A 26,863-nucleotide genomic window follows, 5' to 3' on the forward strand; every position below is an offset into this window, starting at 1 on the left:
CCGTCGGCCCTACGGTCCGATTGGAGCTTGCAGTGCAGCAATAGGCATTTTTCTCAACGGATACCCTGGTTCCAGTGCTTCGCCCATGCCGGAATGTCATCGGCCGGCATTGGGCGGGCTATGCCATAACCTTGCACGATGGAACAGCCGATATTCTGCAGCAGGGCTGCATGCTGCTGTGTCTCCACGCCTTCCGCGACTACTTCGAGTTGGAAGGTGTGAGCCAATTGGATCACGCTCTCGACGATTCCCCGATTCCCCGATCCTCCGAGTCGGTGGTCATCTTGCGGACGAAGCTCTGGTCGATCTTTAGCGCCTGGATCGGGAGCTTTCGCAGATAGGTGAGGGAGGAATAGCCAGTACCGAAATCGTCAAGGGCGAAGTGCACGCCCATCCTTTCGCATTGCGCGAGCACATCAATGGCCTGGTCCAGATCGGAGAAAGCGGCATTCTCCAATATCTCCAGCTCAATGTTCTTGGCAGGCAAGGCTGGGTATCTTTCCAGTGCCTCGCACAGGATTGCCGGAAAGTTTCCGTAGAGCAGCTGGTTGGCGCTTACATTGATGCTGACGCGTATGTCGAGACCTTCTACGAGCCATGCGGTGGCCTGTGCTATTGCCTGGTTGATTACCCATACGCCGAGAGGCTGTTCTAGGTCACTGTCGATCACCATGGGTAGGAATTCGCCGGGTGCGAGCATGCCATGCACCGGGTCTTGCCAGCGCAGCAAGGCCTCTACGCCAACCATTGTACCGAGGCGTAAGTCGACCTTAGGCTGGTAGTACAGTGTGAACTGGTTGCCATCCAACGCGGCGCGCAAGCGTTCCAGTTGGTTGCGTCGAGACTGGGCCTTACGGTCACGCTCTGGGTCATAAAGATGGAAGCGGTTTTTGCCAGCCTGTTTGGCCAGGTACATGGCTTGGTCTGCGTGGCGCAGCAAGGCATCTGGGTCGCCGTGATCATCGGGGTAAAGGCTCACACCGATGCTCGCAGTCACAGCCAACTTGGTGTCCTGTATGTTGACTGGCCGATTGGCCGCCCTGAGTAGTTGATCGAGCACGTAGGAGCAATGCTCCGGTGATTCTATATCCGACAAGAGCAGCGCGAATTCATCGCCTCCCATACGCGCCAACGTATCATCGCCTCGCAGCGCCATTTTCAAATGCTCTGCGACACCAATGAGCATGGCATCGCCGCTCGCCGACCCGAAGCAGTCGTTGATCTGCTTGAATCCATCGAGATCGAGAGAACAGACAGCGAGCAATTTACCGCTATGTTCGGAGCGCATCATCCCCTGTCCGAGTCGGTCCGTGAGTAGACGGCGGTTGGGCAACCCCGTACACATCGACCGTGGGCCGCTGCATCGCTCGACACGCTAATCCTTTAGTCGATATTTCACATTTTTTTCAGATCCCGCACTTTAAGTAAGGAATTGCGAGCCGATAGATCTTCAATCAGAACGAGTGCGCCGCCATGACTATTCGTAACCTCCGCGTCTCAACCCGCATTGCAATAGCTTTTGCCGGATTGGTTGTGTTGCTTCTAGTGGTTGGCGGTGGTTCCCTGCTGCAAATGCGCGCTATGAATGAAAGCGCCGGTGAGGTTGACGGCAATTGGCTGCCAAGCATTCTGGCGCTCGGTCAGATGGACGTCGCCACCATGCGCTTGCGTGCATCCACGTTGCGCGTTGCAGTGATCGACAATGAAACCAACCGCAAGCTACTCGCGGCTGACAGGCAACATCTGGAAGAGGCACAGGCGCAGTATCGCCCGCTGATCTCCAGTGATGACGAAGCGGCGGGTTATGAGCGCTTCCGCATAGCGTTGCAGAGCTATTACGAAGGGCAGCAGCAACTGCTCGACTTGCTGGCTCAAAGTCGTTTGGCCGAGGCGCGTGACCTCATCTCTCAAGTTCTCAACTCCCGGGGCAACACGCTGGTCTCCGGACTAGAAGGTCTGACCAAGCTCAATGCTGACGGTGCCAAGGCTGCCACGCTCAGCAGCGACCATGCATACGAAGAGGCTCGACTACTGGTGCTGGTCATTCTGATCGGCGCGGTAGTGCTCGCTATCATTCTTGCGCTGGTGATGTCCCGCAGCATTGTGCGTCCCTTGGCACAAGCTGTTGAGGTGGCGCGCACTGTGGCTGCCGGAGATTTGACCGAGAACATTCCCCTGGAGGGACGCGATGAAGCCAGCCAACTGATGGAAGCGTTGCGCAATATGCAGCAAAGCCTGCGCGTCACCATCAGCCTGATCGCCGACTCATCGTCCCAGCTAGCCTCTGCTTCGGAGGAGCTGCACGCTGTTACCGAAGATGCGAGCCGCGGGCTAACGCTGCAGAACCAGGAGATAGAGCAGGCCGCCGCCGCCTGCAACCAAATGAGTGCGGCCGTCGATGGCGTGGCCAACAATGCTAGCTCCACACTTGAATCCTCACGGCGCGGTGACGCGGCGGCCGTGCAAGGCCGAGATCAGGTAGTGGAAACTGTTCGCGCGATCAATGCCTTGGCGGTGGACATGAATGCAAGCGTCACACGAGTTGAACAGCTCGCGAGCCAAATGCAGCAGGTCGGTAAAGTGCTAGATGTTATTCGCTCAATCGCCGAGCAAACCAATCTGCTTGCTCTGAACGCCGCAATAGAGGCCGCCCGAGCTGGCGAGCAAGGACGAGGTTTTGCCGTGGTTGCCGACGAGGTTCGCATGCTTGCTCAGCGTACTCAGCAATCGACGCAGGAGATCGAGCAGATGGTTGTTCATCTGCAGCAGGATGCTGCAGATGCAGTGCGCACACTTCAAGGTAGCTCTGCCTTGATGGGGGAGACCGTTCAGAGAGCCGAAGCCGCCAATGACTGCCTCGGCGACATTACCAATGCGATGGCGGCTATTAACGAGCAGAACGCAATGATAGCGAGCGCGGCGGAAGAGCAAGCGGCAGTTGCGCGCGAGGTAGACCGCAGCTTGGTGAGCATCCGTGATCTTTCTGCGCAGAGCGCTGCCGGTGCCAGTCAAACCAGTGCATCGAGCCAGGATCTGTCTCGACTGGCTGTTCAACTCAAGAGTGCAGTTTCCGCATTTCGCGTTTGAATGCACTGACTATGGATACGCTCTCTCAATGTTGGTTCTCGGGACGGGCGCATCCAGCGCGACAGGCGGACATGCTCGAAAAACATGTTGTGGAATGTACTGCCAGGGTAGGCAAGGAGTCAGCATCGCGGGTGAGCAGCGATTCATCCGTCTGCGGTGCTGGAGCTAGCAGGCAGGGGGCTTCTATGGGGCAAGATAATGACCGATTCGCCGTATTTGCGTATTCCAGTCGAAGCAGTGACGCTCGGCATGTATGTACAAGAATTGTGTGGGGCTTGGGTAAATCATCCCTTTTGGCGTGCCCATTTCCTGCTTGAAGACCCCGAAGACCTGCGTCGGCTCAAAGAGAGTTCGGTGCGAGAAGTGCTTATAGATCCCAGTAGAGGGCTATCACCGCCTGCCCTTAAGCAAGCCGACTCTAAACCGGAAACGTCGTCTCAACCACGCCCTACAACGCCCGTCGATGAGTCGCAGCGAAATACAACCGCGAGCAGTGCAATTCGCCGCTCTCTGGAGCAAGAAATTGAGTCGGCTCGCCAGTTGTGCAGTAAGTCCAAAAAGGTCGTGATGGCAATGTTTCAGGATGCTCGGCTGGGACGTGCCGTCGAGGTTGAGGGTGCACGGGCCATGGTCAATGAGATTACTGTCTCAGTGGAGCGCCATCCCACCGCACTGATCAGCTTGGCTCGCCTCAAGACTGCAGATGAATACACCTATCTCCATTCCGTCGCTGTTTGTGCGCTGATGATCTCACTGGCGCGACAGCTCCATCTAGACGAGGGCCTCGTTCGTGAGGCTGGGTTAGCGGGTTTGTTACATGACATCGGAAAAATGTGTGTACCGATGAGTATCTTGAATAAACCTGGGCGTTTAGATGACGCTGAGGTCGCCTGCGTTCGCGAACATCCTAGTCGTGGCTCAGACATTTTGCGGGAGGGGCGGCAAGTCGGTGCGCTGGTACTCGATGTCTGCCTTCATCATCACGAAAAGCTAGACGGGAGTGGCTATCCCCACGGCTTGGCAGGTGAGCAGATAAGTCTGGTCGCGCGTATGGGAGCTGTCTGCGATATTTACGATGCGATTACCTCAGACCGCCCCTACAAGTCCGGTTGGGATCCTGCGGAGTCGTTGCAACGGATGTCACGCTGGTGCGGACACCATCTTGACGAGTCGGTTTTCCAGGCATTCATTCGATGTTTGGGCATCTATCCAGTTGGTGCGCTGGTGCGGCTTCAGAGTGACCGGCTCGCGGTGGTAGTAGATCAGAGTACCGAGTTGTTGTTGCCGATAGTCAAAGTGTTTTATTCCACTCGTACGAAGGCTGCGCTGCCTGTGGAGTTATTGGACCTTTCAAAGCTCAAAGGCCGCGAACGCATTGCAGCTCGCGAGTCGCCGGAGCGATGGGGGTTTCAAAATCTAGAAGCATTTTGGTGCGAGCTGGATCGTCGACGCGGTTCGATATTTGACCGCTGACGCGTAAAAGATAGCTACGCCACCAGCGTACAACTACTCGCCACGGGCCGTAACCGAACCATGGCGGGCTTAAATGCTTAGGAAGTAGGCGCGATTCTCAACGTTGCGCGAAGCCCGCCGGAGGGTAGATTGCTCAACTGCACACTGCCTCCAAGCCGCTCCATGATCATTGCCACAATCGACAGGCCCAGCCCTGCGCCGTTCTCAGAGCCTTTGCTGTAGAAACGCTCGAAGACTCGCTCTAGGTCTTCCGGGGCGATGCCAGGCCCCTGGTCTTCTACGTTGAGTACAATCCCATTACCTTCACGGTGCAGCGTGACGTTGACTCGACCGCCAACTGGCGAGTGATTTACTGCGTTCGCGACCAGGTTCTGCAGGGCAATCCCCAAAGCGCCCGCGTCGCTTTGAAGCTGATAGTTGCCCTCGGAGATCTCCAATGACGGTTCCTGCCCCTGATCCAAAATCCAGGGTGTCATCTCTGCCATAGTCTCCGTAGCGACTACCGCCAGATCTACCGTTGACCAATTGCGCTGCCCTAGCCGCGGCTCGATTCTCGCCATGGTCAGCAGCTGATTTACCACTCGACTGAGACGATCCACACCACCAACCAGAAACTCCAAGGCTTTATCTCGCTCAACATCGCTCCTGGCCTCAAGCGCGTTCTGCGCATGCAGCCGAAGGATTGTCAGGGGCGTACGCATCTCATGGGCGGCGTCGGCGATAAATCGATGTTCACGGCGCAGCAGCTCATCAATCTGCCCCAGCAGCCGGTTGAGCGCCGCCTGCATAGGTTCAAGCTCCCGAGGTAGAGGCACGAGTTGCAGTGGCTCCAGTGACTCTGCATGCCGCGCTCGGATGACACGTGCCATGTTCTGCAACGGTTGCAGCCCCCAGCCGATGGCCAGCCATACCAGCAGCGCCAACGCGAGACTGCCGATCAGGAAGGGAAATAAGGTGTGGCGGACGATGCGGCCGATTAGATCGTTGCGCACATCGTTGCGCTCACCGACCCAGATCACCAACTGGCGCTCTGGCACGGGAAGCACGAAGCTGCGCCATTGCTGCTCCCCCACCATGATGTTGGAAAAGCCGGGCTCGGTCAGCGGACGAATGAAGCTTGGGGCGCTGACCGTATGTACCAGGACTTCACCGTTGATGCGCCACACCTGGAAGGCGAGTTTGCTCTCGTAAGGGTGACCGACGCGATGCTTGCCCGCCTGACTCAGTGCTTCATTGAATGCCAGGTACAACGCATGGCGATCCTTGTCGTCCAGCGGCATGCTCATGACGCCTTGCAAGAGGCGCGCGTTTTGCGCGAGATGGGCGTCGTAGATCTCGTCGATCTCGTGGCTGCTGTCGTGATAGTTGTAGAGCGCAAGCAGGCTGGTACCGACCAGCAATAGCAGCATGACTCGCCAGAGCGTGCGTTGGCGCAACGAACTCATGCTTTGCCTTCCACCAGGTAGCCAATGCCGCGCACGGTGCGGATTAGATCGTTGAAGAGTTTCTTGCGCAGGTGATAGACGTTCACTTCCAGCGTGTTGCTCTCGGGCTCTTCATCCCAGCCGTAAAGGAGCTGAGTGAGCCGCTCGCGGGTGAAGACCTTGCCGGGTTGGGACAGCAGTTCATGGAGCAGCCGGTACTCTTTCGGGGTTAGCACGACTGGATGTCCCTGGTAGCTGACTTGCCGAGTGGCCGGGTCGAGTGTCACCCCGGCATGCTCAATCAGCACCTTGGCGCGACCTGCGCTACGTCGAAGGAGCGCACGCAGACGAGCTTTCAGCTCGTTGAGGTCGAACGGTTTGACCAGGTAGTCATCGGCGCCGGCATCGAGACCGGCAATGCGATCATCGGTCGCGTCACGGGCGGTCAGTATCAGCACGGGCACCGCATCGCCTCCAGCACGCAGCCGGCGCAGCACCTCGATGCCATCCAGACGCGGAAGCCCCAGATCCAGCACGACGAGATCGAATGTCTCCTGCTGCAGGGCGTGCAATGCACTCACCCCGTCCTGCAGCCAGTCGATGGTGTATCCCTCCTGGCGCAATCCGTTGCAGATACCTTCCCCTAGAGCGGGATCGTCTTCGACTACCAGCAGCCGCATGCTTAGTCCTGCTTGTCCTTGATCGTCTTGAGTAAAGCATCGATTTCGCCGCGCCGGCCCTGGTCGGCCAGCTCACGACCGGGCCGTGGCTGTGCCTGTAGCGCTTTCCGCAAAGCCGCACGCGCTTCGACGTAATGCCCTTGGCGATAGAGATGGTCACCCCAGAAGTAATTGCTGTCGATGCCTTCCGGATTCAACCGCAGCGCCTTGCGCAGCAGCTCATCTGCCTTGTCCGAGTCACCGAATCCGATGGGCCAGCCAGGCACTCGGTCATACAGTGCGCCGAGGCTGGTGTAAGCCGACCCCTGCAGAGCGTTTGGATCGAGAGCCAGGGCCTTCTCCAGGCTTGCCCGGGCCGCTTTCACCTTGCCCAGTGCACCCAGCCCGCCCGTGGCACCAGCCCAACTGCTAGTCACGATTCCATTCCAGATCCAAGCTTCCGCAGCCTGGGGCTGCTCGCGGGTAAAGGTCTCCGCGTCGCCCGCCAGCTTTTCGAAAGCGGCTGCGCGTTGCGCCTCAGGCATCTGGTACTGGATTTGCGCCCAACGTTGCTGGATCGCGCTGAGGTGCTGGCTGCCAGCCTGATCGAGCGCCCAGGTCAGTGGGGAGAAGGCAATGAGGCTGGCGAGTATCAGGCGTTTCATTTGCTGTGCTCCTTGGCGTTGGCATCGCTGTAACGGCGGATCAGTGGGAGCTGCTTGCGCAACGCGCGGTCGACCACGCCGGGCAGCATGCCGTTGAGGCGCACGAAGAGTTTTTCAGGCCATCCCAGGTACAGCTCGTTGCGTTGCTGTTGCACCGCATCAAGTACTGCCCGCGCGACATCGACCGGATCATCCATCCCTACTTTCAGCGCTTGGTTGAGCGCGGTGGCGGCAGTTGTATTCATCGATGTACGGGTGGCACGTGGCGCTGCGTAGAGTACGTCGACCGTGGTATCGGCCAATTCGCGTCGAAGCGCTTCGGAGAATCCGCGCAAGGCGAACTTACTGGCGCTATAGGTCGCGTAGCCGGGATAGCCGATGGAGCCGTAGATGGAGCCGACGTTGACCACCAACGCATGAGGCTGCTCGCGCAACAATGGCAGCAGCAGGCGGGTCAGCTGCAGGGGGGCCTTGATGTTGAGATCCAGCAGGTCGTCCAGCGTGTCTTCGTCGATCTGCTCAAGCAGGGCGAAGCGGTTCACGCCTGCGGCGTTGATCAGCACGTTCACGCCGCCCATGGCCCAGGCAGCGGTGGCTACCTCTTGCCGGCCACTCCTGGTACGAAGATCGGCGGAATGCCAGCGCAACTGACTGGGATAACGGTTCATGAGCACCGCCAGACCGCCAAGGTGCCGGCTGATGGCCAGCACTCGGGCGCCGCCAGCACACAGCTGGCTGGCCAGTTCCAGGCCAATGCCGCCGCTGGCACCGGTCAATACCACCACCGACTCACGCAAGCGCATGCTGCACCTCTGGCTGGTGGGCTCGCGGTAGGCCTCGGAACATCTCGGTGTACAGCTGGTAGACGACCTTGGCGGAATGAATCACCGCCTCTTGATCTTCCGGACGATCCAGGCGGTTCATCAGCTCGCGATAGGTTGCCATGTGATCCTGGTCGAGCGCGCCGTGGGAGCTCAGGTAGCTGAATGCCGTCGGCGGCAGGCCAAGTCCTTGCTGGATGCTGCCGGCGGCCTGGGTAGCCAGGGCGATACTGGTGCCTTCGAGGACGTTGACCATGCCGAACAGGCCGACGGGATTGTCGCGGGCAATCAAGTCATAGAGGAAGGCCACCATCAGCTCGATCGACAGGCTGGGGCGGCTGTTACGCACCTGCTCCGCGTCGCCACCGCACGCTGCAATGTCATTGAGAATCCACTGCTCGTGGCCGTACTCCTCCTCGATGTATTCGCAGACTGCACCGCGCAACCATTCAAGCCGGCTGGGCAGACGAGCGCCGCACGCCATCATCAGCGGCACGGTATGACGAACGTGGTGATAGGCCTGGGTGAGGAAGGCGATGTAGCCCTCCAGGCTGACAATGCCGCCCAAGGCATCGCGAATGACGGGTACGCTGAACAGCGCCTGGCGTTCCTGGGTAGTGGCGGATTGAAGAGTGTCGAAGAAGTTCATGGCAGACCTCAGGATTGCGATAGTTCAGTGATGAGGGGCTGGTGGCGACGGAGGATTTCCTGGCGGCGCGGCCGGCCATTACTGGTAAGGGTTCCGTCAGCACCGCTAAAGGGACTGGGTAGGCGTCTCCAGGCATAAATCCGTGCGTAATCGGGTAAGCCGGCGTTGCATTGCTGCACGGCCTGCTCGATGACTTCGTCGCTGATGCTTGGGGCGATGGGCCAGAGCAATGCGAAGTTGCGCGGCAGCCCCTCGCCGTGGACGAAGGCCTGGAGGATTACGCCTGTCTGGGAAAGCTCGGCCTCGATCCACTCGGGATTCACGTTGCGACCGAAGCTGGTGATGAACTGGTTTTTTTTGCGGCCAGCCAGGTAGAGGAATCCAGCAGCGTCGAAATGGCCGAGATCGCCGGTTGGCCACCATTCCCCGTCGAAAGAAGGTTCGCCCAAGTAGCCCAGCAGGGTGGAACCGCGAACCAGCACTTCCCCGTCATCAGCGATACGCACCTGGACGTGCGGTAGGGGACGGCCCACGCTGCCTGGATGCTGATCGCCTGGGCGGTTCAGGCAAACCACGGAGGCGCATTCGGAGAGCCCGTAGCCTTCGAAGACCGGAAGCCCCACTGCTTCGGCGCGCTCCAGCAAGCTGCTCGCGACTTTGGCACCACCTACTGCGACGAATCGCAGGGGGCCGACTTTCATCATGCCGCGCTCGATGGCGGTGACCAGGCCAAGCAGGAGTTGTGGTACCAGAATCAGGCTCTCGGCGCCGCTGAGTGCAATGGTGCCGAGGAAGCGTTTCCAGTCGACTTGACTGGCTCCACCGATGCCCATCTGCGCTTGCGGATAGAGCGTGATGCTGGCTCCCGCCAGCAGCGCTGCATAAATACCGAGATTCTCCAGCAAGACGGCTAACGGAAGTACTGCGAGGTACTTCGTGGGCTCGGTTGGACGGCTCGCTGCTTCGAGCTCCTGTGCAACGCACAGCAGTGACGTGGCGCTCAGGCATACGCCCTTGGGCGACCCAGTGCTACCGGAGGTGTAGGTGATCTTGGCAGTGCCTGCCGGTAGGCCGGCGTCGAGTACGGCCGGCCGCTCCCAGAAGCGCTCGCCTGGTGTGAAACCGGCTGCTCGCAGATCTTCTGCGAAGGAGTCGTTGGCAACGGCCAGTGTCGCCTGGGTCTGCATCAAACAATGCAGACGCTGTGCGGCACTGAAAAAGGGCGGGAGGATGAGGGACGGGCGCTCAGCGAAGAGGGCGGCCAGATCCCAGAGTAGCGCTTCGGGGCCGTTCTCCAGTGCGAGGGCAAACGGGCCATCGGGTTGCTCTCGCAGCCATACTTCGCGACGTTCAACTTCAGCCAGAAGCTGCGCATAGGTGACGTTGCCAGTGATTCCGCGTACAGCCACTTTCGAGGCATGATCCGTGGCATGCGCCTGCAGCACCTGACGAAAGGCGTTCAGTTCATGCGGCATGGCCGGCCTCCTGTAGCAGCATCGGGAAACCCATGCGCTTGTACACACCCGCGCGCTCCAGTTCGTCATGGCCGTAGCCGATGTTTCCTGCGTAGACCAGGGGGTGCTGCGCGTAATAGCTGCCCCAACTGGCCAGCTCGCCGTTCAGGCGACGCGGATCTGCTTCGGCGATCACGGTTGGCTCCAATCCCAATCGGTGGAAGCTGTTGACCAGGGTGGAGGCGCCGGTAAAGGCGACCCACTGAAGGTCGCGCGCAGCCAGCAGCCAGGTCACGGCGGTGATGATCACGCGCGCACTGCCAGCACTCAGGGCGGCAAGGTTGCCTACCTCGACCAACTGCTCACGCCCGACGGCACGACCTGCAAGCCGCGACACAACACCCTCCAGCGGCTCGTCCAGGTAGTGCTCAAGAAACAGCGGCCCTTGACTGGCCGGACGGACGCCAGCGGCTGCGATCAAGCGCCCGTGGCTGTCCTGAAGCCCGATGAGCTCTGGCAGATAGTGGTGGACGTCAGCGTGGTGGATGGACTCGAAACGCTCGTGGATGAAGGTTTCAAGCTCCTCGCGGTCGAAGTCGCCCTCGCGGCGCAAGGTCAGTCGAGCTTGTCGCTCGGCGACGGAGCCAAAGTGGAATGGAAACAGGCTGCTCCATTCTTGCTGGGTCATGGTGATCCCCCCAGGGGTCGTTCGATGAGGGGAGTATCAGCGGCGAATCTGAAAGTAGTCTGAAGTCGCTGAGAGTCAGCGGCGGTGGAAGCGAATATCCGACATGAGTGTTTTAAGAGCATCTCCGGCCATAGAGCCTGGTCGAAGAGCCCCTGGAGCTAGGAGCGATGCACCCTAGTCCTTCAATCATGTGGAGGACGAATCATGCCCACACCCACAACGAAAGCTCACGAACCTTGGAACAAGGGCAAACTGGTCGGCCAGAAAGCACCGCTGAGACTCAGGGACATTTGGGCTATCAGAGTGCGACTGGAAATCGCAAACAAGGATCGTGATCTGGCGCTGTTCAATCTCGCCATCGACAGCAAGCTACGAGCCTGCGATTTAACGAAGCTGCGCGTCAGAGACATCGCTCGCGGTGATCAAGTATCGACGCGCGCAATCGTCATGCAACAGAAGACCCAGCGGCCAGTGCAGTTCGAGATCACTGCCCAGACGAGAGCGTCAGTTGAAGCTTGGATCCTTGCCGCTCGCCGTCGCAACGACGATTTCCTTTTTCCCAGCCGTGTTCGACATTCAGCGCACATATCCACGAGGCAGTACGCCCGCATAGTGAAAGCTTGGGTAACGACAATCGGTCTCGACCCCACGCTCTACGGAACCCATACGCTTCGTAGAACCAAAGCATCGCTAATCTATCGCAGAACGAAGAATCTGCGGGCGGTTCAACTGCTTCTAGGCCATACGAAACTGGAGAGCACTGTTCGATACCTCGGGATTGAGGTGGACGACGCTCTAGAAATGGCGGAGCAGACTGAGGTTTGAACTATTCGCCACTTTGGCGCCGGATTTCGAGCCGGCGCCTTCTTGAGTCAGCTACCGACCCAAAGCGGACTATGAAGGAGTGGAAGCGCGTGGCGGCCTATTTTCCATATCCGCCAAGCGCGAGAGTGTGGGGTTGAGCCATTCCAAGTGCGCTTGCAGCGTCTTCAGGACGATCTCTTGAACCCACACAGGCGCACCTTGGGGAAAGCCTGTAGTGCACCCAAGCAGCATCCCGTTCAGAGGTGAGAAGGCCGCAATGAACCATGTGGGCCAGATGTCGGCTCACCTGGGGCTGGATGGTCGAAGAAAGAACATCAAGCCGCATGTCCCAGTCTGGGACAGGACCGAGCGCAAGGACGCGATAGCCCATCCAGCAACGACTTCCACTGGAATCCGGAGGCTAATGGATACCACGCCCATCCTGCTGAGCGTTCCCGTGATATCCGCTCCTCGGAATCAGGCGCGCACTACAGTTGGGGTTCCGTATGCACTATTGGCAGCCGGTTTGCTGCGGACGGATCATTTCTCCTAGCTATCTAATCAGGATAGACGTGCGAATCAGATGATTCTTAATGATAGGCAATAGGCCTAGGGTAATACTCATTTTGGTCTCCACGCCAACTGGCCCAACAATTCTCTTAGCGATTTCCCGGAGTAAGCTATGACGATCAATAAACTCCAAGTTGTACGCACCATTCGAATCGCTTCGTACAATGACAGTTTGGTCGCTGAGCTATTGCTGGGACTCAGCGAATTAATACCTGACGAGCACTTAGCACTCCGTACGTTGAGCATGGCTCAACAAATGCGGGATGACTCCAAAGCACTTGAAGAGGTCTCCACCTCCATCATGGGAGGATGCGTAGCACTCTGCTTTCACTCGCCAGCCTATCGCTCCGCTAACTGCATGACCTGAAAGAATATGCGCTGCCGGCCAGCCGTGCCTAATGCTCTGTACGAAGGAGTTGAACTATTCAGTGTTCTGTTTATTTCTGCCGGGGGAAGGATTGCGATTCAAAGTATCGACACCTCGCCTCATCTAAGCCATTTGTCGCGCATTAACTGAATATCCGTCTGCTTCTGGCCGGTTGCTGCCCCTAGCGAGAGGTCGCTACCGACCCATTGCAGGCGCTTACAGGTGACTTAAATCGGCCAGAAGAGATCATTGTTAGCTATGAATATTTGTCCGATGGACCTCTCCAAACGTTTAATACTCGACTGGCCCGAAATGCCCGCGATAGCCAACCTGGGTGAGGATTAGACGATTGATGCACTCGACGCTAACCAAGCCACTTTCTAGGGGCTTACCGAATAGGGCGAGATTACGGATAGTGGTCGCCTCAACATATTTCTCTCTCTCTTGATGGAAACGTCGAACCGACATGCCATAAACCGTCTCGAAAGGGTGGCTGCCAGTACGAATCAGGCTGAAAAATGACGGATAGATCACGCCATCAAAGCCGGACAATTTCGCAGCAAGAGCAATGTCTCGGGCGATATCATATGAGTGAGAGCGAGCAAGAAACAGCATGTGAATTGCCATGTCTAGACTTTCGAACTCGCTTTCGACTTCCTCCAGAGGGTAAGACAAGTCCAATAACTTCAGATCCCGCCGGCTCTTTAAGGTTGCGACGTAAAGTTCATCCTCCGTTGATGCCCTGCATTCATGGATGCAGACGTCAAGGTCTTGCGATCCGTACATCACGGAAAAGTCTGGAGAATCCAAGCGCCCTCTACCTGCGAATGCTACTGGCGGGCTGTCGTACTCGGATGGATTTGCTGGATGGTCTGGGTTGACACGCAGACGGTAGAACTTGCTGCCTTTGCTAAAAGTTATTTCTGGGTACTCTCTCAGCACACGCTCGATAAGCTGAGGGCGTGTCGCCGGATCCTGTAGCGCCTTTAGTGGCTCGACTTCGCCGACCATCCACAGTCTAGGGCCGTAATGGAAAAATCCAATTTTAGCGGCCTCCTCGATAAGCTTGATGTCATTCTCAAGCCACACTGACGGAGCGATGTCGCTCCTACCGTAATGGTACTCATTGAACTGAATCACAGGCGCTGCACCGTAGCCACACCGGACAGTAGTTCCGCTCACGAAGAAGCGCCACGCCAGACCTAAAATGTGCTCATGAGTCAGCTTTTGCCCATCCAGGCTTTGGCAATTCGGACACTCGCCTTGTTGTTCAAGGCCATGCTTTGAAGCATCGATCCTTAGCCCTTCATCTGTGAAGCAATTTGAGCAGAGCAGAACCTGACTGTTTGGCTCGGTTACGTCTACGTCGGACATGAAAGCTCCCTGCGATTTTGTTGCCGGACTCAACCGTTAAGTTAGCCTGAATATCCTAAACGTGAGCTGACCGCTCCGGGCCGATTGCTGCCTTCGATGCCCCTTCGATCACTCCTTCTCAGCGGCATAAACGCCGTGACTGGACACAGCCAGTCACGGCGCTTATGACTTGCCGCTCTCTCACGCGGCTCTCATAGCAGCGTCCCGCTCTTCAATTTTCTCCAGCACCCAATCGTGCACCTCTTCCTCTACCCACCCTACGCACCTCTCCCCCAGTGACACCGGCTTAGGGAAGGCACCTTCGCTGATGTACTTGTAGACGGTCGATCTGGCCAGACCGGTCGTAGCCATGACTTCTCGTAAACGGATGATCCTCATGAACGGTCTCCTGGTGTTCGTTCAGAGGATTGGCAGGTCTCGTTTTTAATGACCGGACCGAGCTCGGGAGCGCTCTAGCGGCAGCAACGGGCTTCAGCATCCCCATGAAGAAGGCAAGCTGCTGAGCAGGTATGGATGAAACACGGCTGCAAGCCGCGGAATTCCAGATATGTCTTATTAAATCTGCATCTTGTCCGCTTCTAGAATCCCTCTACATCACATCTACAAAACATCTATTCCGGCTCTATTCCACAGCTAGAAGCTTTCACCAAGGCAAGGAAGTCATGACCCAACGCCGTCGTCCTCCCACATCCGGCTTCTTCGTCGAGGATTCCCTCTCCGTCCTCCTAAAGGAAAAATCCCTCGACCGTCGCCGTGATATCTGGCTGTGGTTCTACCTGGCACTGCGCGACACCGCCGTCTACCACCCGGAAAACATCACTCCCGCGACCATGCGTGACCGAATAGCCGAGAGCATTGAGGAGTTCGGAGTAACGAGAGATCAGGTGAGGGACCATCAGAATTACCTACTGATCCCTGAGAAGCATTTCTCCTGGATATCGGAGAGCGAACGCCAGCTGTCTTGGATTAAGCGCAAATTGACCCGTGAGATCGTGGACGAACGAATCAATTCGCCAACTCTGTCCGAGAGAGATCTGCTGATAGCCACGATCGACTGCGCTGAATCGCCCCTAAGGGAAAAAACGTCATTCCTGGCAAACCTGAAGCGCGCATGGGACGAGCAGCAGCAACTAGACCAGCAGTGGGACTGGATCAAGGAACGGAGCGAGCGTGACGCCTGCTTGCACATCTGGGAATGGCTAAGCAAACACCTTTCCATCCAGGTGTTCCCTAACCCACGCCCTGAGAGCCATCAACGCCTGCTACAAGCCCTCGACACCTTTACGTGGAGCGCTATTGAGAGGGCCCATTGCATCGCGACGGTCAGGCGGCTTTGGAGGCAGAAAATTCGGCGCCAAGAAGCGAAGGGTAAGAAGCAGTACAACTTCATCCTGAGCGACAAGGCGATCAAGCGACTCGACAGATTCTCCAAAGATCACGAGCTCTCTAGAGCCCGTGTCCTGGAAATCCTCTTGCAGATGGAAGATGAGAAGGATCTGTATCTCAAGGAGCAGATTCGCGTGCTGAGAGGAATAGATCAGTAACCTACGCGTCCCAGGCAATTTCCTTGAGGTTACGCGCCAGGGCTCTGAAAGCTCGAAAGGTATTTGGCCCAATCAGCCATCAGCGGTCGACGCTTCTCAAGGAAATCAGATCGGGAATAGGAGCTTTCAACGGTGCCCCTTTCATCGTGCGCCAGCGCGAGCTCACAGATGTACCTAGGGTAGTTAGTGCATTCCCCTGCCCAGTCGCGGAAAGTCGAGCGGAAACCGTGGCAGGTCACGCCCTGGTAACCAAGGTCAACCCTCAGCAGGTCCCGCATAGCATTCCCGTGCATGACCCCTGACCTGCCATGCCCAGGAAAGAGGTACTGCGAATTACTAACTACCGGGATAGCCTCAAGAAGCCGCAGAACCTCATCTGACAGCGGAATGGTGAATGCTTGGCGAGTTTTCATGCGGGACTCGTCAAGCCTCCAGACTCGTTCCAGCAGGTCAAACTCATCCCACCTGGCAAATCGAACCATATGACTGCGCGCACCGGTCAGTAGAAGTAGCTGCAGCGCCTGAGCATTGCGTACTCGAAGCCCAATAAGCTGCTGCATGAGCTTCGGTGCCTCCTTCCAACTCAGAGCCTCGAAGCGCTGGCAGGTACGAGCCTTTTTCTTTTCCTGCCTGCTGAGCAGATTCTCTAAGTGCCCCCTCCAGCGCGCTGGGTTCTCACCGCTGCGAAGGCCTCGCGCTTTCGCAGCATCCAGAATCTGCTCAATCTGGGAGCGGACTTCATCCGCAGTGCGACTCTTCACCGCCCAGATAGGACGCAAGATGTTCAGTACGTCCTCAGTCTGCACATCCTTAGGAGCCGAAGTACCGATCCGGCCAAATGCGTAAAGCTCCAGCTTACGAATCCAGCCCTTGCGCCAGCGTTCCGACCAAGCACCGCTGTGTGCCTCGAAATATTCCCGGGCTACAGCCTCGAATGACTTCTCGTTTTGCTTGGCCTCATGCTGAGCCAATTTTCGAGTGGCCCGCTCAGCATCCCTCGCAGCAAGCGGATCTACTCCTGAACTGAGCTGTACTCGAAATACGCTGCACGCTAGTCGAGCATCCTTGAGGCTCACCTGCGGAAAGCCTCCCAGCCCCATCTCGCGGCGTCGCCCGTTGAGCTGGAAGCGGAATACCCAAGACTTACGCCCTGTCGCCTGAATGAAGAGGCGCAGCCCCTCCCCATCTTCATATGTGCCTGGAACCGATAGGTTCTCGACCTGTTTGGCGGTTAGCTTTCCCACGACGCCCTACTCCCTTCACGTGCATTAAAAGGGGGATAAATTCCCCCATATATTCCCCCACTTTCACGTAGAACCAGTCAACCTTCCGTAGATCTCCCTAGACAGAAAAATCATAAGTCGTTGTTTTTTAATATATTTTAAATTCAACAACAGACCCTGGTAGATTTCTCTAGACAATAAAAAGGCCGCCTTGTGGGCGGCCTTTTTCATGGACGGCGGGATATCAGGCCATCGCTTCCTGGGGTTTGCCCAGCAGGCGGTCGATAACCACCATCACGGCCAGCATGGCGACCGAGGGGATCAGCCACGCGAGGCCCTGTTCGGCCAGCGGCAAGTGCTCCATCCAGGCCGGCATCCAGGCATCGAGCTTGGCGCCCTTGAGCGCGTCGATGATGCCGAAGACGAAGGAGATCACCATCACCGGGGCGACGATACGGGTCTGTGAACGCCACAGGCTGGCGCAGAAGCTCAGCGCCACCAGCACGATGCACGGTGGGTAGATGGCGGTCAGCACCGGGATCGAGAACTGGATGAGTTTGGTCAGGCCCAGGTTCGACACCAGCAGCGAGAAGCCGGCAAGGATGACCACCAGGCTGCGGTACGACAGCGGCAGGATGCGGCAGAAGTACTCGGCGCAGGCGCAGGTCAGGCCCACAGCGGTCACCAGGCACGCCAGCGCGATGAGCACAGCGAGGAAGGTACTGCCCAACGAGCCGAAGGTATGCTGCACGTAGGCGTGCAGGACGGCGGCGCCATTGGCGGCACCTGCGGCGATTTCGTGGCTGCCGGCGCCCAGGCGGAACAGGCTGATGTACACCAGCGCCAGGCCGACGCCGGCGATCAGGCCGGCGATGATGGCGTAGCGGGTGATCAGTCGCGGCGACTGCACGCCGCGGGAGCGGATCGCGTTGACGATGACGATGCCGAAGACCAGCGCGCCGAGGGTGTCCATGGTCAGGTAGCCATTGACGAAGCCCTGGGAGAACGCCGCGCTCTGGTAGGCCGGCTCAGCAACGCCAATGGGACCAGCCGGCAGCATGAAGGCGGCGATGCCCAGGGCGGCCAGGGCGATGATCTTCAACGGTGCGAGGAAGCGGCCAACGGTATCGAGCAGCTTGCCCGGATACAGCGAGATCACCAGCACGACCAGGAAGTACACCAGGCTGTAGAGGAACAGCGGCAGCGCACCCTCCCCGGTCAGCGGCGCCAGGCCGACTTCGAAGGAGACGGTGGCGGTACGCGGGGTGGCGAACAGTGGGCCGACCGACAGGTAGCAGACAGCCGCCAGCAGCCCACCGGCGACACGGCCGATCGGGTGGCTCAGGGTGTCCATCGCACCACCGACCTTGGCCAGCGCCACGACGGTGATCACCGGCAGACCGACCGCGGTGATCAGGAAGCCCAGCGCCGCCATCCATACGTGCGGCCCGGACTGCAGACCCACGATCGGCGGGAAGATGATGTTGCCCGCGCCGACGAACAGCGCGAAGGTCATAAAACCAAGTGCCAGGATGTCCTGGCCTTTCAAGACTTTCATGAAGGGAAATACCACAGTGCTGAAACGGTTTCGTGGTCTCCCAAGGCACTTCGACCGTACAGACGTGACAAAGCCGCATCGGACGGGATTGGCCGGCTCACGCCTGGGCATCCTGTGATGCTGCTGTCATCGGTACGGTGATTTGTTCTTGGAAGTCCGATAGCAGAGGTTTTCCATGGGCTCGTGGCCCGGTTGCTCCTGCATTCTGGTTATCCCGCCATCCTTGACGGTCAGGAATCGCCGTCGCCTCCGGGTAGGATTTGACGGTGAGCGAGCCTTCCCTTGTGGGGAACGCGACGCTTCATATAGTTGCTAGCCTAACGATCTATTCCGATGAACTGCACTGACATACGTCAGATCGTCCGCGCAATGATCGGCGATGTCGCCTGAACGACACTTTGTAGACGCAGCCATAACGACAGAGGCCACCCGAAGGTGGCCTCTGTTGATGAACGGTTAAATAAGCGAGGCGCTTACTTGACCGCCCAGCCGGTCAGCTCGGCCAGGGCCTTGCCGATATCAGCCAGGGAACGCACGGTTTTCACACCAGCGTCCTGCAGGGCGGCGAACTTCTCGTCCGCAGTGCCCTTGCCACCGGAGATGATGGCGCCGGCGTGGCCCATGCGCTTGCCGGGCGGTGCGGTTACACCAGCGATGTAGGACACCACCGGCTTGGTCACGTTGGCCTTGATGTAGGCAGCCGCTTCTTCTTCGGCCGAACCACCGATTTCGCCGATCATGACGATGGCTTCGGTTTTCGGGTCTTCCTGGAACAGCTTCAGGATGTCGATGAAGTTGGAGCCCGGGATCGGGTCACCACCGATGCCCACGCAGGTGGACTGGCCGAAACCGGCGTCGGTGGTCTGCTTCACGGCTTCATAGGTCAGGGTGCCGGAACGCGACACGATGCCTACCTTGCCCGGCAGGTGGATGTGACCCGGCATGATGCCGATCTTGCACTCGCCGGGAGTGATCACGCCCGGGCAGTTCGGGCCGATCAGGCGTACGCCCAGTTCGTCGCACTTGACCTTGGCTTCCAGCATGTCGATGGTCGGGATGCCTTCGGTGATGCAGACGATCAGCTTGATGCCGCCGAAGGCCGCTTCCAGGATCGAGTCCTTGCAGAACGGAGCCGGAACGTAGATGACCGAAGCATCAGCGCCAGTGGCTTCCACGGCTTCCTTGACGGTGTTGAACACCGGCAGACCCAGGTGGGTGGTGCCGCCCTTGCCGGGGGTCACGCCGCCAACCATCTTGGTGCCGTAGGCGATGGCTTGTTCGGAGTGGAAGGTACCCTGCGAGCCGGTGAAGCCCTGGCAGATGACTTTGGTGTCTTTATTGATCAGGACGCTCATTACTTACCCTCCGCGGCCTTGACGACTTGCTGGGCAGCGTCGGTCAGGCTGGTCGCCGCGATGATGTTCAGACCGCTTTCGGCCAGGACCTTGGCGCCGAGGTCGGCGTTGTTGCCTTCCAGACGAACGACAACCGGGATTTTCACGCCGACTTCTTTCACGGCGCCGATGATGCCTTCGGCAATCATGTCGCAGCGAACGATGCCGCCGAAGATGTTCACCAGAACGGCAGCGACGTTGCTGTCGGACAGGATGATCTTGAACGCTTCGGTCACGCGCTCTTTGGTGGCACCGCCGCCAACGTCGAGGAAGTTGGCCGGCTTGCCGCCGTGCAGGTTGACGATGTCCATGGTGCCCATGGCCAGGCCAGCGCCGTTGACCATGCAGCCGATGTTGCCTTCCAGCGCGACGTAGTTCAGTTCCCACTTCTGCGCATGGGCTTCACGAGCGTCGTCCTGGGACGGGTCGTGCATGGCGCGCAGCTTGGGCTGACGGTACATGGCGTTGGAGTCGATGTTGATCTTGGCGTCCAGGCAGTGCAGGTTGCCGTCTTTCTTGATCACCAGCGGGTTCACTTCCAGCAGCGCCAGGTCGTAGTCCTGGAACAGCTTGGCCAGGCCAACGAAGATGTGGGTGAACTGCTTGATCTGGTCGCCCTTCAGGCCCAGTTGGAAGGCCAGCTCGCGGCCCTGGTAGGGCTGAGCGCCAACCAGCGGATCGATGGTGGCCTTGAGGATCTTCTCAGGGGTCTCGTGCGCAACTTTCTCGATGTCCACGCCACCTTCAGTGGAGGCCATGAAGACGATGCGACGGCTGGAACGGTCGACAACGGCGCCGAGGTACAGCTCCTTGTCGATGTCGGTGCAGGATTCCACCAGGATCTTGCTGACCGGCTGGCCGTTGGCGTCAGTCTGGTAAGTCACCAGACGCTTGCCCAGCCAGTTGGCGGCGAACGCCTTGGCGTCCTCTTTGCTCTTGACCAGCTTCACACCGCCCGCTTTACCGCGGCCACCAGCGTGTACCTGGGCTTTAACGACCCACTCGGTACCACCGATTTTTTCACAGGCTTCTGCGGCCTCTTCGGGTGTGTCGACGGCGAAGCCCTTGGATACGGGCAGGCCGTACTCAGCGAACAGCTGCTTACCCTGATATTCGTGGAGATTCATGCTTGTCTACCGTTTTCGTCTTGGGTATTGCGCATTCGGCGCGGCGCTCGTGGCGCCACGCCACCTGTGACCGAGTCCCCCCTCGGGGGAGAAACGATCCGGCGGGTGGAAGGCAGCCCCTCGCAAAAGACTGCCGCCCTCCCCGCCGTGGTCCCGTTCCTTAGCGCTTCTTGCGGTTGGCGATGTGGATGGCGTGGCCATTCACTGCCAGGGCCGCTTCGTGCAGCGCTTCGGACAGAGTCGGGTGGGAGAAGACCATCATGCCCAGGTCTTCGGCACTGGTGCCGAATTCCATGCCGATCGCGCCTTGCTGTACCAGCTCGGCGGCGCTCGGGCCGATCACGTGGACGCCCAGTACGCGGTCGGTCTTGGCATCGGCGATGACCTTGACCAGACCGGTGGTGTCGTTGGCAGCCATGGCACGGCCGCTGGCGGCGAACGGGAAGGTGCCAACGTTGACTTCGACGCCTTCGCCTTTCAGTTGCTGCTCGGTCTTGCCGACCCATGCGATTTCCGGGTGGGTGTAGATCACCGACGGAATCAGGTCGTAGTTCATCTGGGCCTTGTGGCCGGCGATGCGCTCGGCAACCATCACGCCCTCTTCCGAGGCCTTGTGCGCCAGCATGGCGCCGCGGACCACGTCACCGATGGCGTAGACGCCCGGAACGCTGGTCTTGCAGTGGTCGTCGACGTAGATGAAGCCACGCTCGTCCAGGGTCACGCCGCTGTCTGCGGCCAGCAGGTCGGTGGTTACCGGGCGACGGCCCACGGCCACGATCAGCTTGTCGAAGGTTTCCTTCTGCTCGCCGTTGGCGTCAGTGAAGGTCACGGTGACTTGCTTCTTCTTCACGTCCGAACCAGTGACGCGAGCGCCCAGACGGATGTTCAGACCTTGCTTGCTCAGGACCTTCAGGGCTTCCTTGGCGATCTGCTCGTCGGCAGCCGGCAGGAACTTGTCCAGGGCTTCCAGAACGGTGACTTCAGCGCCCAGGCGAGCCCAGACCGAACCCAGCTCCAGGCCGATGACGCCAGCGCCGATCACGCCCAGCTTCTTCGGTACACTTTGGAATTCGAGAGCGCCGGTGGAGTCGACGATCACGTCTTCGGTCAGCGGAGCCGGCGGGATTTCAACCGGCTTGGAGCCCGAAGCGATGATGATGTTGTCGGCTTCCAGAACCTGAGTCTTGCCGTCCAGACCGGTCACTTCGACCTGCTTGTTGGCCAGAACCTTGGCGTGGCCTTCGAAGGAAGTCACGCCATTGGCCTTGAACAGGGTAGCGATGCCGCCGGTCAGGTTCTTCACGATGTTGGCCTTGCGGGCAACCATCGCCGGAACGTCCATTTTCACACCGCCGGTGGAGATGCCGTGGACCTCGAAGCCCTCTTTGGCTTCCTTGTACTTCCAGGAGCTGTCCAGCAGTGCCTTGGACGGAATGCAGCCTACGTTCAGGCAGGTACCGCCGAGGGCAACCTTGCCCTCTTTACCGATGTACTTCTCGATGCAAGCGGTCTTCAGGCCGAGTTGGGCGGCACGGATGGCGGCTACGTAGCCGCCGGGGCCGGCACCAATCACAACCACGTCGAATTTCTGGCTCATGTCTCAATCCTTATTCCGGTGAAGCGGACGGCCCCTCGCGGGGCCGTCGTGTAGTACGGGGCCGTCGTGTGAACTGACGTATCAGACGTCGAGCAGCAGGCGAGCCGGATCTTCCAGCAGATCCTTCATGGTGACCAGGAAGCTTACCGCTTCCTTGCCATCGATCATGCGGTGATCGTAGGACAGCGCCAGGTACATCATCGGCAGGATGACCACTTGACCGTTAACGGCCATCGGGCGCTCCTGGATCTTGTGCATGCCGAGGATGGCGGTCTGCGGCGGGTTGACGATCGGAGTCGACAGGAGCGATCCAAATACGCCACCGTTGGAAATGGTGAAAGTACCACCGGTCATGTCTTCGATGGACAGCTTGCCGTCTTTGGCTTTCTTGCCGAAGGTGGCGATGCCGTTTTCGATCTCGGCCAGGCTCATGAACTCGGCGTTACGCAGGACCGGTACGACCAGACCGCGGTCGCTGGAAACTGCCACACCGATGTCCTGGTAGCCGTGGTAAACGATGTCGTTGCCGTCGATCGAGGCGTTGACGCCCGGGAAGCGTTTCAGGGCTTCGGTGGCGGCCTTGACGAAGAAGGACATGAAGCCCAGGCGAACGCCGTTGTGCTTCTTCTCGAACAGGTCCTTGTACTTGTTGCGCAGGTCCATGATCGGCTTCATGTTGACTTCGTTGAAGGTAGTCAGCATGGCCATGGAGGACTGGGCTTCGACCAGACGCTCGGCAACCTTGGCACGCAGGCGGGTCATCGGAACGCGCTTCTCGACGCGGTCGCCAGCGGCAAACACGGGAGCGGCAGCAGCCGGAGCAGCAGCCTTGGCGGCCGGAGCGGCAGCCGGGGCGTTCTTCTTGGCTTCAACAGCGGCTACGACGTCTTCCTTGGTCACACGACCACCCTTGCCGGTGCCGGCCAGGCTGTTCGGGTCGATGCCATTCTCTTCGGCCAGCTTGCGGGCGGCCGGCGAGAGGATGTTGTCGTCGCCAGCGGCGGCAGCCGGGGCAGCAGCGGCCGGAGCGGCGGCCGGGGCCGAAGCAGCAGCCGGAGCGGCAGCGGCAGCACCGCCTTCGCTCAGCTTGCCCAGCAGTTCGTTGGAGAGAACAGTGTCGCCTTCGTTCTTGACGATCTCAGCCAGGACGCCGTCGGCCTCGGCCAGTACTTCGATCACGACCTTGTCGGTCTCGATGTCGACGATCAACTCGTCGCGCTTGACGGCTTCACCGACCTTCTTGTGCCAGGTTGCGACGGTGCCGTCGGCAACCGATTCCGGGAAGGTTGGGGCTTTGATTTCGATAGCCATTATGTGTGTTTCCTTAAATTCGGTATCAACTGCGCGTTGGCGTTAAACGGTGAAGGCGTCCTGCAGCAGTTTTTCCTGCTGCTCGGCGTGCATCGAAGCGTAGCCGCAAGCCGGAGCTGCCGAGCCTTCGCGGCCCGCGTATTCCAGGTTGAGACCTTTCTTGTGCGCGGCGATGACACGACGCATATGGTGCTGCGAGCAGAACCAGGCGCCCTGGTTCATCGGCTCTTCCTGGCACCAGACGATGTGCTTGAGGTTCTTGTACTGCGACAGCACCTCGGTCAGATCGTCTTCCGGGAACGGATACAGCTGTTCGATACGAACGATCGCGATGTTCTCGAGACCTTCGGCACGACGCTTCTCCAGCAGGTCGTAGTACACCTTGCCGCTGCACAGCACGATGCGGTCGACTTTCTTCGGATCCAGGCTGTCGATCTCGTTGATCACAGTCTGGAACGAACCGTCGGCCAGATCTTCCAGGGTCGAGATGGCCAGCTTGTGACGCAGCAGCGACTTCGGAGTCATCACGATCAGCGGTTTGCGCAGCGGACGGATCACCTGACGGCGCAGCATGTGGTAGACCTGGGCCGGGGTAGTCGGCACGCAGACCTGGATGTTCTGCTCGGCGCACAGTTGCAGGTAACGCTCCAGACGCGCGGAGGAGTGCTCCGGACCCTGGCCTTCGTAACCGTGCGGCAGCAGCATGGTCAGACCACACAGACGTTGCCACTTGGTCTCGCCGCTGGTGATGAACTGGTCGATCACGACCTGCGCACCGTTGGCGAAGTCACCGAACTGGGCTTCCCAGGTCACCAGCGCGTTCGGCATGGTGGTGGCGTAGCCGTATTCGAATGCCAGTACTGCTTCTTCCGAGAGGTAGGAGTCGTACAGGCTGACGCGCGGCTGACCTTCGAACAGGTTGGCCAGCGGAATGTAGACCGAGTCGTCCTTCTGGTTGTGCAGCGCCGCGTGGCGGTGCGAGAAGGTGCCGCGGCCGACGTCCTGGCCGGTCATGCGCACCGGGTGACCTTCGAACAGCAGGGTGGCGTAGGCCAGGTTCTCGGCGAAGCCCCAGTTGATGGGCATGCCGCCGGCAGCCATCTTCGCGCGGTCTTCGTAGATCTTTTGCACCTGACGCTGCATGACGAAGCCGTCCGGGGTCTCCAGCAGCTTGGCGGAGAGGTCCTGCAGGGTCTTCAGGTCGAAGCGGGTGTCGTGTCGCGCGGTCCAGGCATGGCCCACGTACGGACGCCAGTCGACGAAGAGCTCCTTGTTGGGCTCCTTCACCAGGCTCTTCACCACGTGCTGGCCGTTGTCGAGAGCGTCGCGATATTCGTCGACCTTCTCCTGGGCCTGCTCGGTGGTCTGCACGCCGGCTGCGATCAGCGCGTCGGCATACAGGTCACGGGTGGTGCGCTGCTTGGCGATCTGCTGGTACATCAGCGGCTGGGTGCCGCTCGGCTCGTCGGCCTCGTTGTGGCCGCGACGGCGGTAGCAGACCAGGTCGATGACCACGTCACGCTTGAACTGCATGCGATAGTCAACGGCCAGTTGGGTCACGAACAGGACCGCTTCCGGATCGTCGCCATTCACATGGAAGATCGGCGCCTGGATCATCTTCGCCACGTCGGTCGCGTACTCGGTGGAACGAGCATCGTCCTGACGGCTGGTGGTGAAGCCGACCTGGTTGTTGATCACGATGTGGATGGTGCCGCCCGTCTTGTAGGCACGGGTCTGCGACATCTGGAAGGTTTCCATGACCACGCCCTGCCCCGCGAAGGCAGCATCGCCGTGGATGGAGATCGGCACGACCTTGTCGCCGCTGCCGTCCTTGCGACGGTCCTGGCGAGCGCGTACCGAGCCCTCGACCACCGGGGAAACGATTTCCAGGTGCGAGGGGTTGAACGCCAGGGCCAGGTGCACTTCGCCGCCGCTGGTCATGACGTTGGAGGAGAAGCCCTGGTGGTACTTCACGTCACCCGAGCCCATCTCGACCAGCTTCTTGCCTTCGAACTCGTCGAACAGCTCGCGCGGGTTCTTGCCCAGGGTATTGACCAGGACGTTCAGACGGCCGCGGTGGGCCATACCGATGACGATTTCCTTCACACCATAGGAGCCGGAGCGCTGGATGATCTCGTCAACCATCGGGATCAGGCTCTCGCCACCTTCCAGGCCGAAGCGCTTGGTGCCCGGGTACTTGGTGCCCAGGTACTTCTCCAAGCCTTCTGCAGCGGTCAGGCGCTCCAGCAGGTGAGAGCGGGCGTCGGCGGAGTAGGTCGGACGGCCACGGACGCTTTCCAGGCGCTGGGCGAACCAATGGCGCTGCTCGGAATCGACGATGTGCATGAACTCGGCGCCGATGGTGCTGCAGTAGGTCTGCTTCAGCGCATCGATGATTTCACGCAGGGTCGCTTCTTCCTTGCCGATGTAGAGCTCACCGGTACGGAAAGTAGTGTCGAGGTCTGCAGCGGTGAGCCCGTAGTGTTCGAGCGACAGATCGGAGGGAGCGGTACGCACCCAGAGACCCAGCGGATCGAGCGATGCTGCCTGATGTCCACGCAGACGGTATGCCAGGATCAGACGCAGGACTTCAACCTGCTTTTTCTCGTGCTCGGTGCTTACGCTGCCAGCGGAAACAGGCGCAGCGCGGCGCTGGTTCTTGGCCAGGAGTACGAAATGATCACGGATAGAGGAATGCGAAACGTCGGGGGCAGGATTGCCGTCGGCAGGAAGCTTCTGGAAGTACGTGCGCCACTCTTCTGGCACAGCGTTCGGGTCGTGCAGGTAGAGCTCGTAGAGCTCTTCGACGTAGGCAGCGTTTCCACCGGATAGATGGGCACTGTTCCACATCCGCTGCATTACGCTTTCGTGCATGCTTGGTCACCCTCGGTAAGGGGACTCCACCTGTGGAACCTCTGGCGCGAAGTCAAACACAGCGACTTCAAGCCACCGATTCCCGCAGATAGTCCGGGTACCAGCCCGGATGCCCCTGCTGGTCATATATACGTTTTCAAAACAGGACCCCCGCTTTGTGGGCTTGGGTCCTAAGGACTGTACCGCCGGACAATATTCCG

22 protein-coding genes are annotated in these 26,863 nt (G+C 59.2%); 4 read left to right on the plus strand and 18 right to left on the minus strand.

Features of this window, described 5'->3' with window-relative positions; translation table 11 throughout:
* Positions 1–53: 53 nt before the first annotated feature.
* Both AC2T4A_RS22840 and AC2T4A_RS22845 read right to left on the minus strand, forming a co-directional pair.
* Positions 54–236: an EAL domain-containing protein gene (locus AC2T4A_RS22840; protein WP_486741877.1), complete on the minus strand. Its 183-nt coding sequence runs from the start codon at positions 234–236 to the stop codon at positions 54–56.
* Positions 233–1,291, minus strand: a complete 1,059-nt coding sequence (locus AC2T4A_RS22845) for a putative bifunctional diguanylate cyclase/phosphodiesterase (protein ID WP_486741878.1) — start codon at positions 1,289–1,291, stop codon at positions 233–235. The genes AC2T4A_RS22840 and AC2T4A_RS22845 overlap by 4 nt, the downstream gene beginning before the upstream one ends.
* A gap of 182 nt (positions 1,292–1,473) precedes the next feature.
* Here AC2T4A_RS22845 and AC2T4A_RS22850 point away from each other — a divergent pair, with 182 nt between their 5' ends.
* Together AC2T4A_RS22850 and AC2T4A_RS22855 are read left to right on the plus strand one after the other, a co-directional pair.
* Complete coding sequence (locus AC2T4A_RS22850; protein WP_171049580.1) at positions 1,474–3,087, plus strand: methyl-accepting chemotaxis protein; 1,614 nt, start codon at positions 1,474–1,476, stop codon at positions 3,085–3,087.
* A gap of 198 nt (positions 3,088–3,285) precedes the next feature.
* On the plus strand, positions 3,286–4,560 hold the full coding sequence (locus AC2T4A_RS22855) for a cyclic di-GMP phosphodiesterase (RefSeq protein WP_138526825.1): 1,275 nt from the start codon (positions 3,286–3,288) through the stop codon (positions 4,558–4,560).
* Positions 4,561–4,637: 77 nt separating this feature from the next.
* On the opposite strand, the gene AC2T4A_RS22860 is transcribed toward AC2T4A_RS22855, so the two are convergent.
* The 7 genes from AC2T4A_RS22860 to AC2T4A_RS22890 are packed head-to-tail and all read right to left on the minus strand — an operon-like array spanning position 4,638 to position 10,920.
* Positions 4,638–6,005, minus strand: coding sequence for a sensor histidine kinase (locus tag AC2T4A_RS22860; protein WP_486741879.1), 1,368 nt, complete (start codon positions 6,003–6,005; stop codon positions 4,638–4,640).
* Positions 6,002–6,664, minus strand: coding sequence for a response regulator (locus AC2T4A_RS22865; protein WP_024767066.1), 663 nt, complete (start codon positions 6,662–6,664; stop codon positions 6,002–6,004). Before AC2T4A_RS22865 ends, AC2T4A_RS22860 begins: the two co-directional genes overlap by 4 nt.
* 2 nt (positions 6,665–6,666) lie before the next feature.
* Positions 6,667–7,308, minus strand: coding sequence for a tetratricopeptide repeat protein (locus AC2T4A_RS22870; RefSeq protein WP_138526827.1), 642 nt, complete (start codon positions 7,306–7,308; stop codon positions 6,667–6,669).
* Positions 7,305–8,111: an SDR family oxidoreductase gene (locus AC2T4A_RS22875; RefSeq protein WP_138526828.1), complete on the minus strand. Its 807-nt coding sequence runs from the start codon at positions 8,109–8,111 to the stop codon at positions 7,305–7,307. The genes AC2T4A_RS22870 and AC2T4A_RS22875 overlap by 4 nt, the downstream gene beginning before the upstream one ends.
* A complete protein-coding gene (locus AC2T4A_RS22880; RefSeq protein ID WP_138526829.1) occupies positions 8,098–8,778 on the minus strand; it encodes an iron-containing redox enzyme family protein in 681 nt (226 codons plus the stop codon). The genes AC2T4A_RS22875 and AC2T4A_RS22880 overlap by 14 nt, the downstream gene beginning before the upstream one ends.
* 8 nt (positions 8,779–8,786) lie before the next feature.
* On the minus strand, positions 8,787–10,253 hold the full coding sequence (locus AC2T4A_RS22885; RefSeq protein WP_486741880.1) for an AMP-binding protein: 1,467 nt from the start codon (positions 10,251–10,253) through the stop codon (positions 8,787–8,789).
* Entirely contained in the window at positions 10,243–10,920 is a 678-nt protein-coding gene (locus AC2T4A_RS22890) for a thermostable hemolysin (RefSeq protein ID WP_138526831.1), read from the minus strand. The genes AC2T4A_RS22885 and AC2T4A_RS22890 overlap by 11 nt, the downstream gene beginning before the upstream one ends.
* A 204-nt stretch (positions 10,921–11,124) precedes the next feature.
* On the opposite strand from AC2T4A_RS22890, the gene AC2T4A_RS22895 reads away from it, so the two are divergent.
* Positions 11,125–11,745, plus strand: coding sequence for a tyrosine-type recombinase/integrase (locus AC2T4A_RS22895; RefSeq protein WP_480448522.1), 621 nt, complete (start codon positions 11,125–11,127; stop codon positions 11,743–11,745).
* A gap of 1,207 nt (positions 11,746–12,952) precedes the next feature.
* Here the strand turns inward: AC2T4A_RS22895 and AC2T4A_RS22900 are convergent.
* Positions 12,953–14,035 carry an RES family NAD+ phosphorylase gene (locus tag AC2T4A_RS22900; protein WP_486741881.1) on the minus strand — a complete coding sequence of 361 codons (1,083 nt, stop codon included), beginning with the start codon at positions 14,033–14,035 and terminating at the stop codon, positions 12,953–12,955.
* Between the two features lie 180 nt (positions 14,036–14,215).
* Entirely contained in the window at positions 14,216–14,413 is a 198-nt protein-coding gene (locus AC2T4A_RS22905; protein ID WP_486741882.1) for a helix-turn-helix transcriptional regulator, read from the minus strand.
* A gap of 284 nt (positions 14,414–14,697) precedes the next feature.
* On the opposite strand from AC2T4A_RS22905, the gene AC2T4A_RS22910 reads away from it, so the two are divergent.
* Positions 14,698–15,579: a hypothetical protein gene (locus AC2T4A_RS22910; RefSeq protein WP_486741883.1), complete on the plus strand. Its 882-nt coding sequence runs from the start codon at positions 14,698–14,700 to the stop codon at positions 15,577–15,579.
* Positions 15,580–15,608: 29 nt separating this feature from the next.
* Here AC2T4A_RS22910 and AC2T4A_RS22915 read toward each other — a convergent pair whose 3' ends face one another.
* The 7 genes from AC2T4A_RS22915 to AC2T4A_RS22945 form a co-directional block, all read right to left on the minus strand.
* Positions 15,609–16,823, minus strand: coding sequence for a tyrosine-type recombinase/integrase (locus AC2T4A_RS22915; RefSeq protein WP_486741884.1), 1,215 nt, complete (start codon positions 16,821–16,823; stop codon positions 15,609–15,611).
* 223 nt (positions 16,824–17,046) lie between these two features.
* Positions 17,047–18,360: a branched-chain amino acid transport system II carrier protein gene (gene brnQ / locus AC2T4A_RS22920; protein WP_486741885.1), complete on the minus strand. Its 1,314-nt coding sequence runs from the start codon at positions 18,358–18,360 to the stop codon at positions 17,047–17,049.
* A 473-nt stretch (positions 18,361–18,833) separates the two neighbouring features.
* Positions 18,834–19,715 carry a succinate--CoA ligase subunit alpha gene (gene sucD / locus AC2T4A_RS22925; RefSeq protein WP_207883052.1) on the minus strand — a complete coding sequence of 294 codons (882 nt, stop codon included), beginning with the start codon at positions 19,713–19,715 and terminating at the stop codon, positions 18,834–18,836.
* Positions 19,715–20,881 (minus strand): ADP-forming succinate--CoA ligase subunit beta, encoded by a 1,167-nt coding sequence (sucC, locus tag AC2T4A_RS22930; RefSeq protein WP_015477516.1) that lies wholly within the window; start codon positions 20,879–20,881, stop codon positions 19,715–19,717. Before sucC ends, sucD begins: the two co-directional genes overlap by 1 nt.
* Before the next feature lie 160 nt (positions 20,882–21,041).
* A complete protein-coding gene (gene lpdA / locus AC2T4A_RS22935) occupies positions 21,042–22,478 on the minus strand; it encodes a dihydrolipoyl dehydrogenase (RefSeq protein ID WP_486741886.1) in 1,437 nt (478 codons plus the stop codon).
* Positions 22,479–22,559: 81 nt separating this feature from the next.
* A complete protein-coding gene (gene odhB, locus AC2T4A_RS22940; protein WP_045208023.1) occupies positions 22,560–23,789 on the minus strand; it encodes a 2-oxoglutarate dehydrogenase complex dihydrolipoyllysine-residue succinyltransferase in 1,230 nt (409 codons plus the stop codon).
* 42 nt (positions 23,790–23,831) lie between these two features.
* Positions 23,832–26,663 (minus strand): 2-oxoglutarate dehydrogenase E1 component, encoded by a 2,832-nt coding sequence (locus AC2T4A_RS22945; RefSeq protein WP_416747024.1) that lies wholly within the window; start codon positions 26,661–26,663, stop codon positions 23,832–23,834.
* Positions 26,664–26,863: the final 200 nt, after the last annotated feature.

Source organism: Pseudomonas sp. PVC-3-1, from assembly GCF_057444315.1.

What these genes read in the sequence shown, in the direction of transcription:
- odhB (WP_045208023.1), bottom strand. Translation starts at nt 23,789, where the DNA reads ATGGCTATCGAAATCAAAGCCCCAACCTTCCCGGAATCGGTTGCCGAC.
- AC2T4A_RS22845 (WP_486741878.1), bottom strand. Translation starts at nt 1,291, where the DNA reads ATGATGCGCTCCGAACATAGCGGTAAATTGCTCGCTGTCTGTTCTCTC.
- AC2T4A_RS22900 (WP_486741881.1), bottom strand. Translation starts at nt 14,035, where the DNA reads ATGTCCGACGTAGACGTAACCGAGCCAAACAGTCAGGTTCTGCTCTGC.
- AC2T4A_RS22870 (WP_138526827.1), bottom strand. Translation starts at nt 7,308, where the DNA reads ATGAAACGCCTGATACTCGCCAGCCTCATTGCCTTCTCCCCACTGACC.
- lpdA (WP_486741886.1), bottom strand. Translation starts at nt 22,478, where the DNA reads ATGAGCCAGAAATTCGACGTGGTTGTGATTGGTGCCGGCCCCGGCGGC.
- AC2T4A_RS22855 (WP_138526825.1), top strand. Translation starts at nt 3,286, where the DNA reads ATGACCGATTCGCCGTATTTGCGTATTCCAGTCGAAGCAGTGACGCTC.
- AC2T4A_RS22880 (WP_138526829.1), bottom strand. Translation starts at nt 8,778, where the DNA reads ATGAACTTCTTCGACACTCTTCAATCCGCCACTACCCAGGAACGCCAG.
- AC2T4A_RS22865 (WP_024767066.1), bottom strand. Translation starts at nt 6,664, where the DNA reads ATGCGGCTGCTGGTAGTCGAAGACGATCCCGCTCTAGGGGAAGGTATC.
- sucD (WP_207883052.1), bottom strand. Translation starts at nt 19,715, where the DNA reads ATGAGCGTCCTGATCAATAAAGACACCAAAGTCATCTGCCAGGGCTTC.
- brnQ (WP_486741885.1), bottom strand. Translation starts at nt 18,360, where the DNA reads ATGAAAGTCTTGAAAGGCCAGGACATCCTGGCACTTGGTTTTATGACC.
- AC2T4A_RS22910 (WP_486741883.1), top strand. Translation starts at nt 14,698, where the DNA reads ATGACCCAACGCCGTCGTCCTCCCACATCCGGCTTCTTCGTCGAGGAT.
- AC2T4A_RS22945 (WP_416747024.1), bottom strand. Translation starts at nt 26,663, where the DNA reads ATGCACGAAAGCGTAATGCAGCGGATGTGGAACAGTGCCCATCTATCC.
- sucC (WP_015477516.1), bottom strand. Translation starts at nt 20,881, where the DNA reads ATGAATCTCCACGAATATCAGGGTAAGCAGCTGTTCGCTGAGTACGGC.
- AC2T4A_RS22905 (WP_486741882.1), bottom strand. Translation starts at nt 14,413, where the DNA reads ATGAGGATCATCCGTTTACGAGAAGTCATGGCTACGACCGGTCTGGCC.
- AC2T4A_RS22895 (WP_480448522.1), top strand. Translation starts at nt 11,125, where the DNA reads ATGCCCACACCCACAACGAAAGCTCACGAACCTTGGAACAAGGGCAAA.
- AC2T4A_RS22890 (WP_138526831.1), bottom strand. Translation starts at nt 10,920, where the DNA reads ATGACCCAGCAAGAATGGAGCAGCCTGTTTCCATTCCACTTTGGCTCC.
- AC2T4A_RS22885 (WP_486741880.1), bottom strand. Translation starts at nt 10,253, where the DNA reads ATGCCGCATGAACTGAACGCCTTTCGTCAGGTGCTGCAGGCGCATGCC.
- AC2T4A_RS22860 (WP_486741879.1), bottom strand. Translation starts at nt 6,005, where the DNA reads ATGAGTTCGTTGCGCCAACGCACGCTCTGGCGAGTCATGCTGCTATTG.
- AC2T4A_RS22850 (WP_171049580.1), top strand. Translation starts at nt 1,474, where the DNA reads ATGACTATTCGTAACCTCCGCGTCTCAACCCGCATTGCAATAGCTTTT.
- AC2T4A_RS22875 (WP_138526828.1), bottom strand. Translation starts at nt 8,111, where the DNA reads ATGCGCTTGCGTGAGTCGGTGGTGGTATTGACCGGTGCCAGCGGCGGC.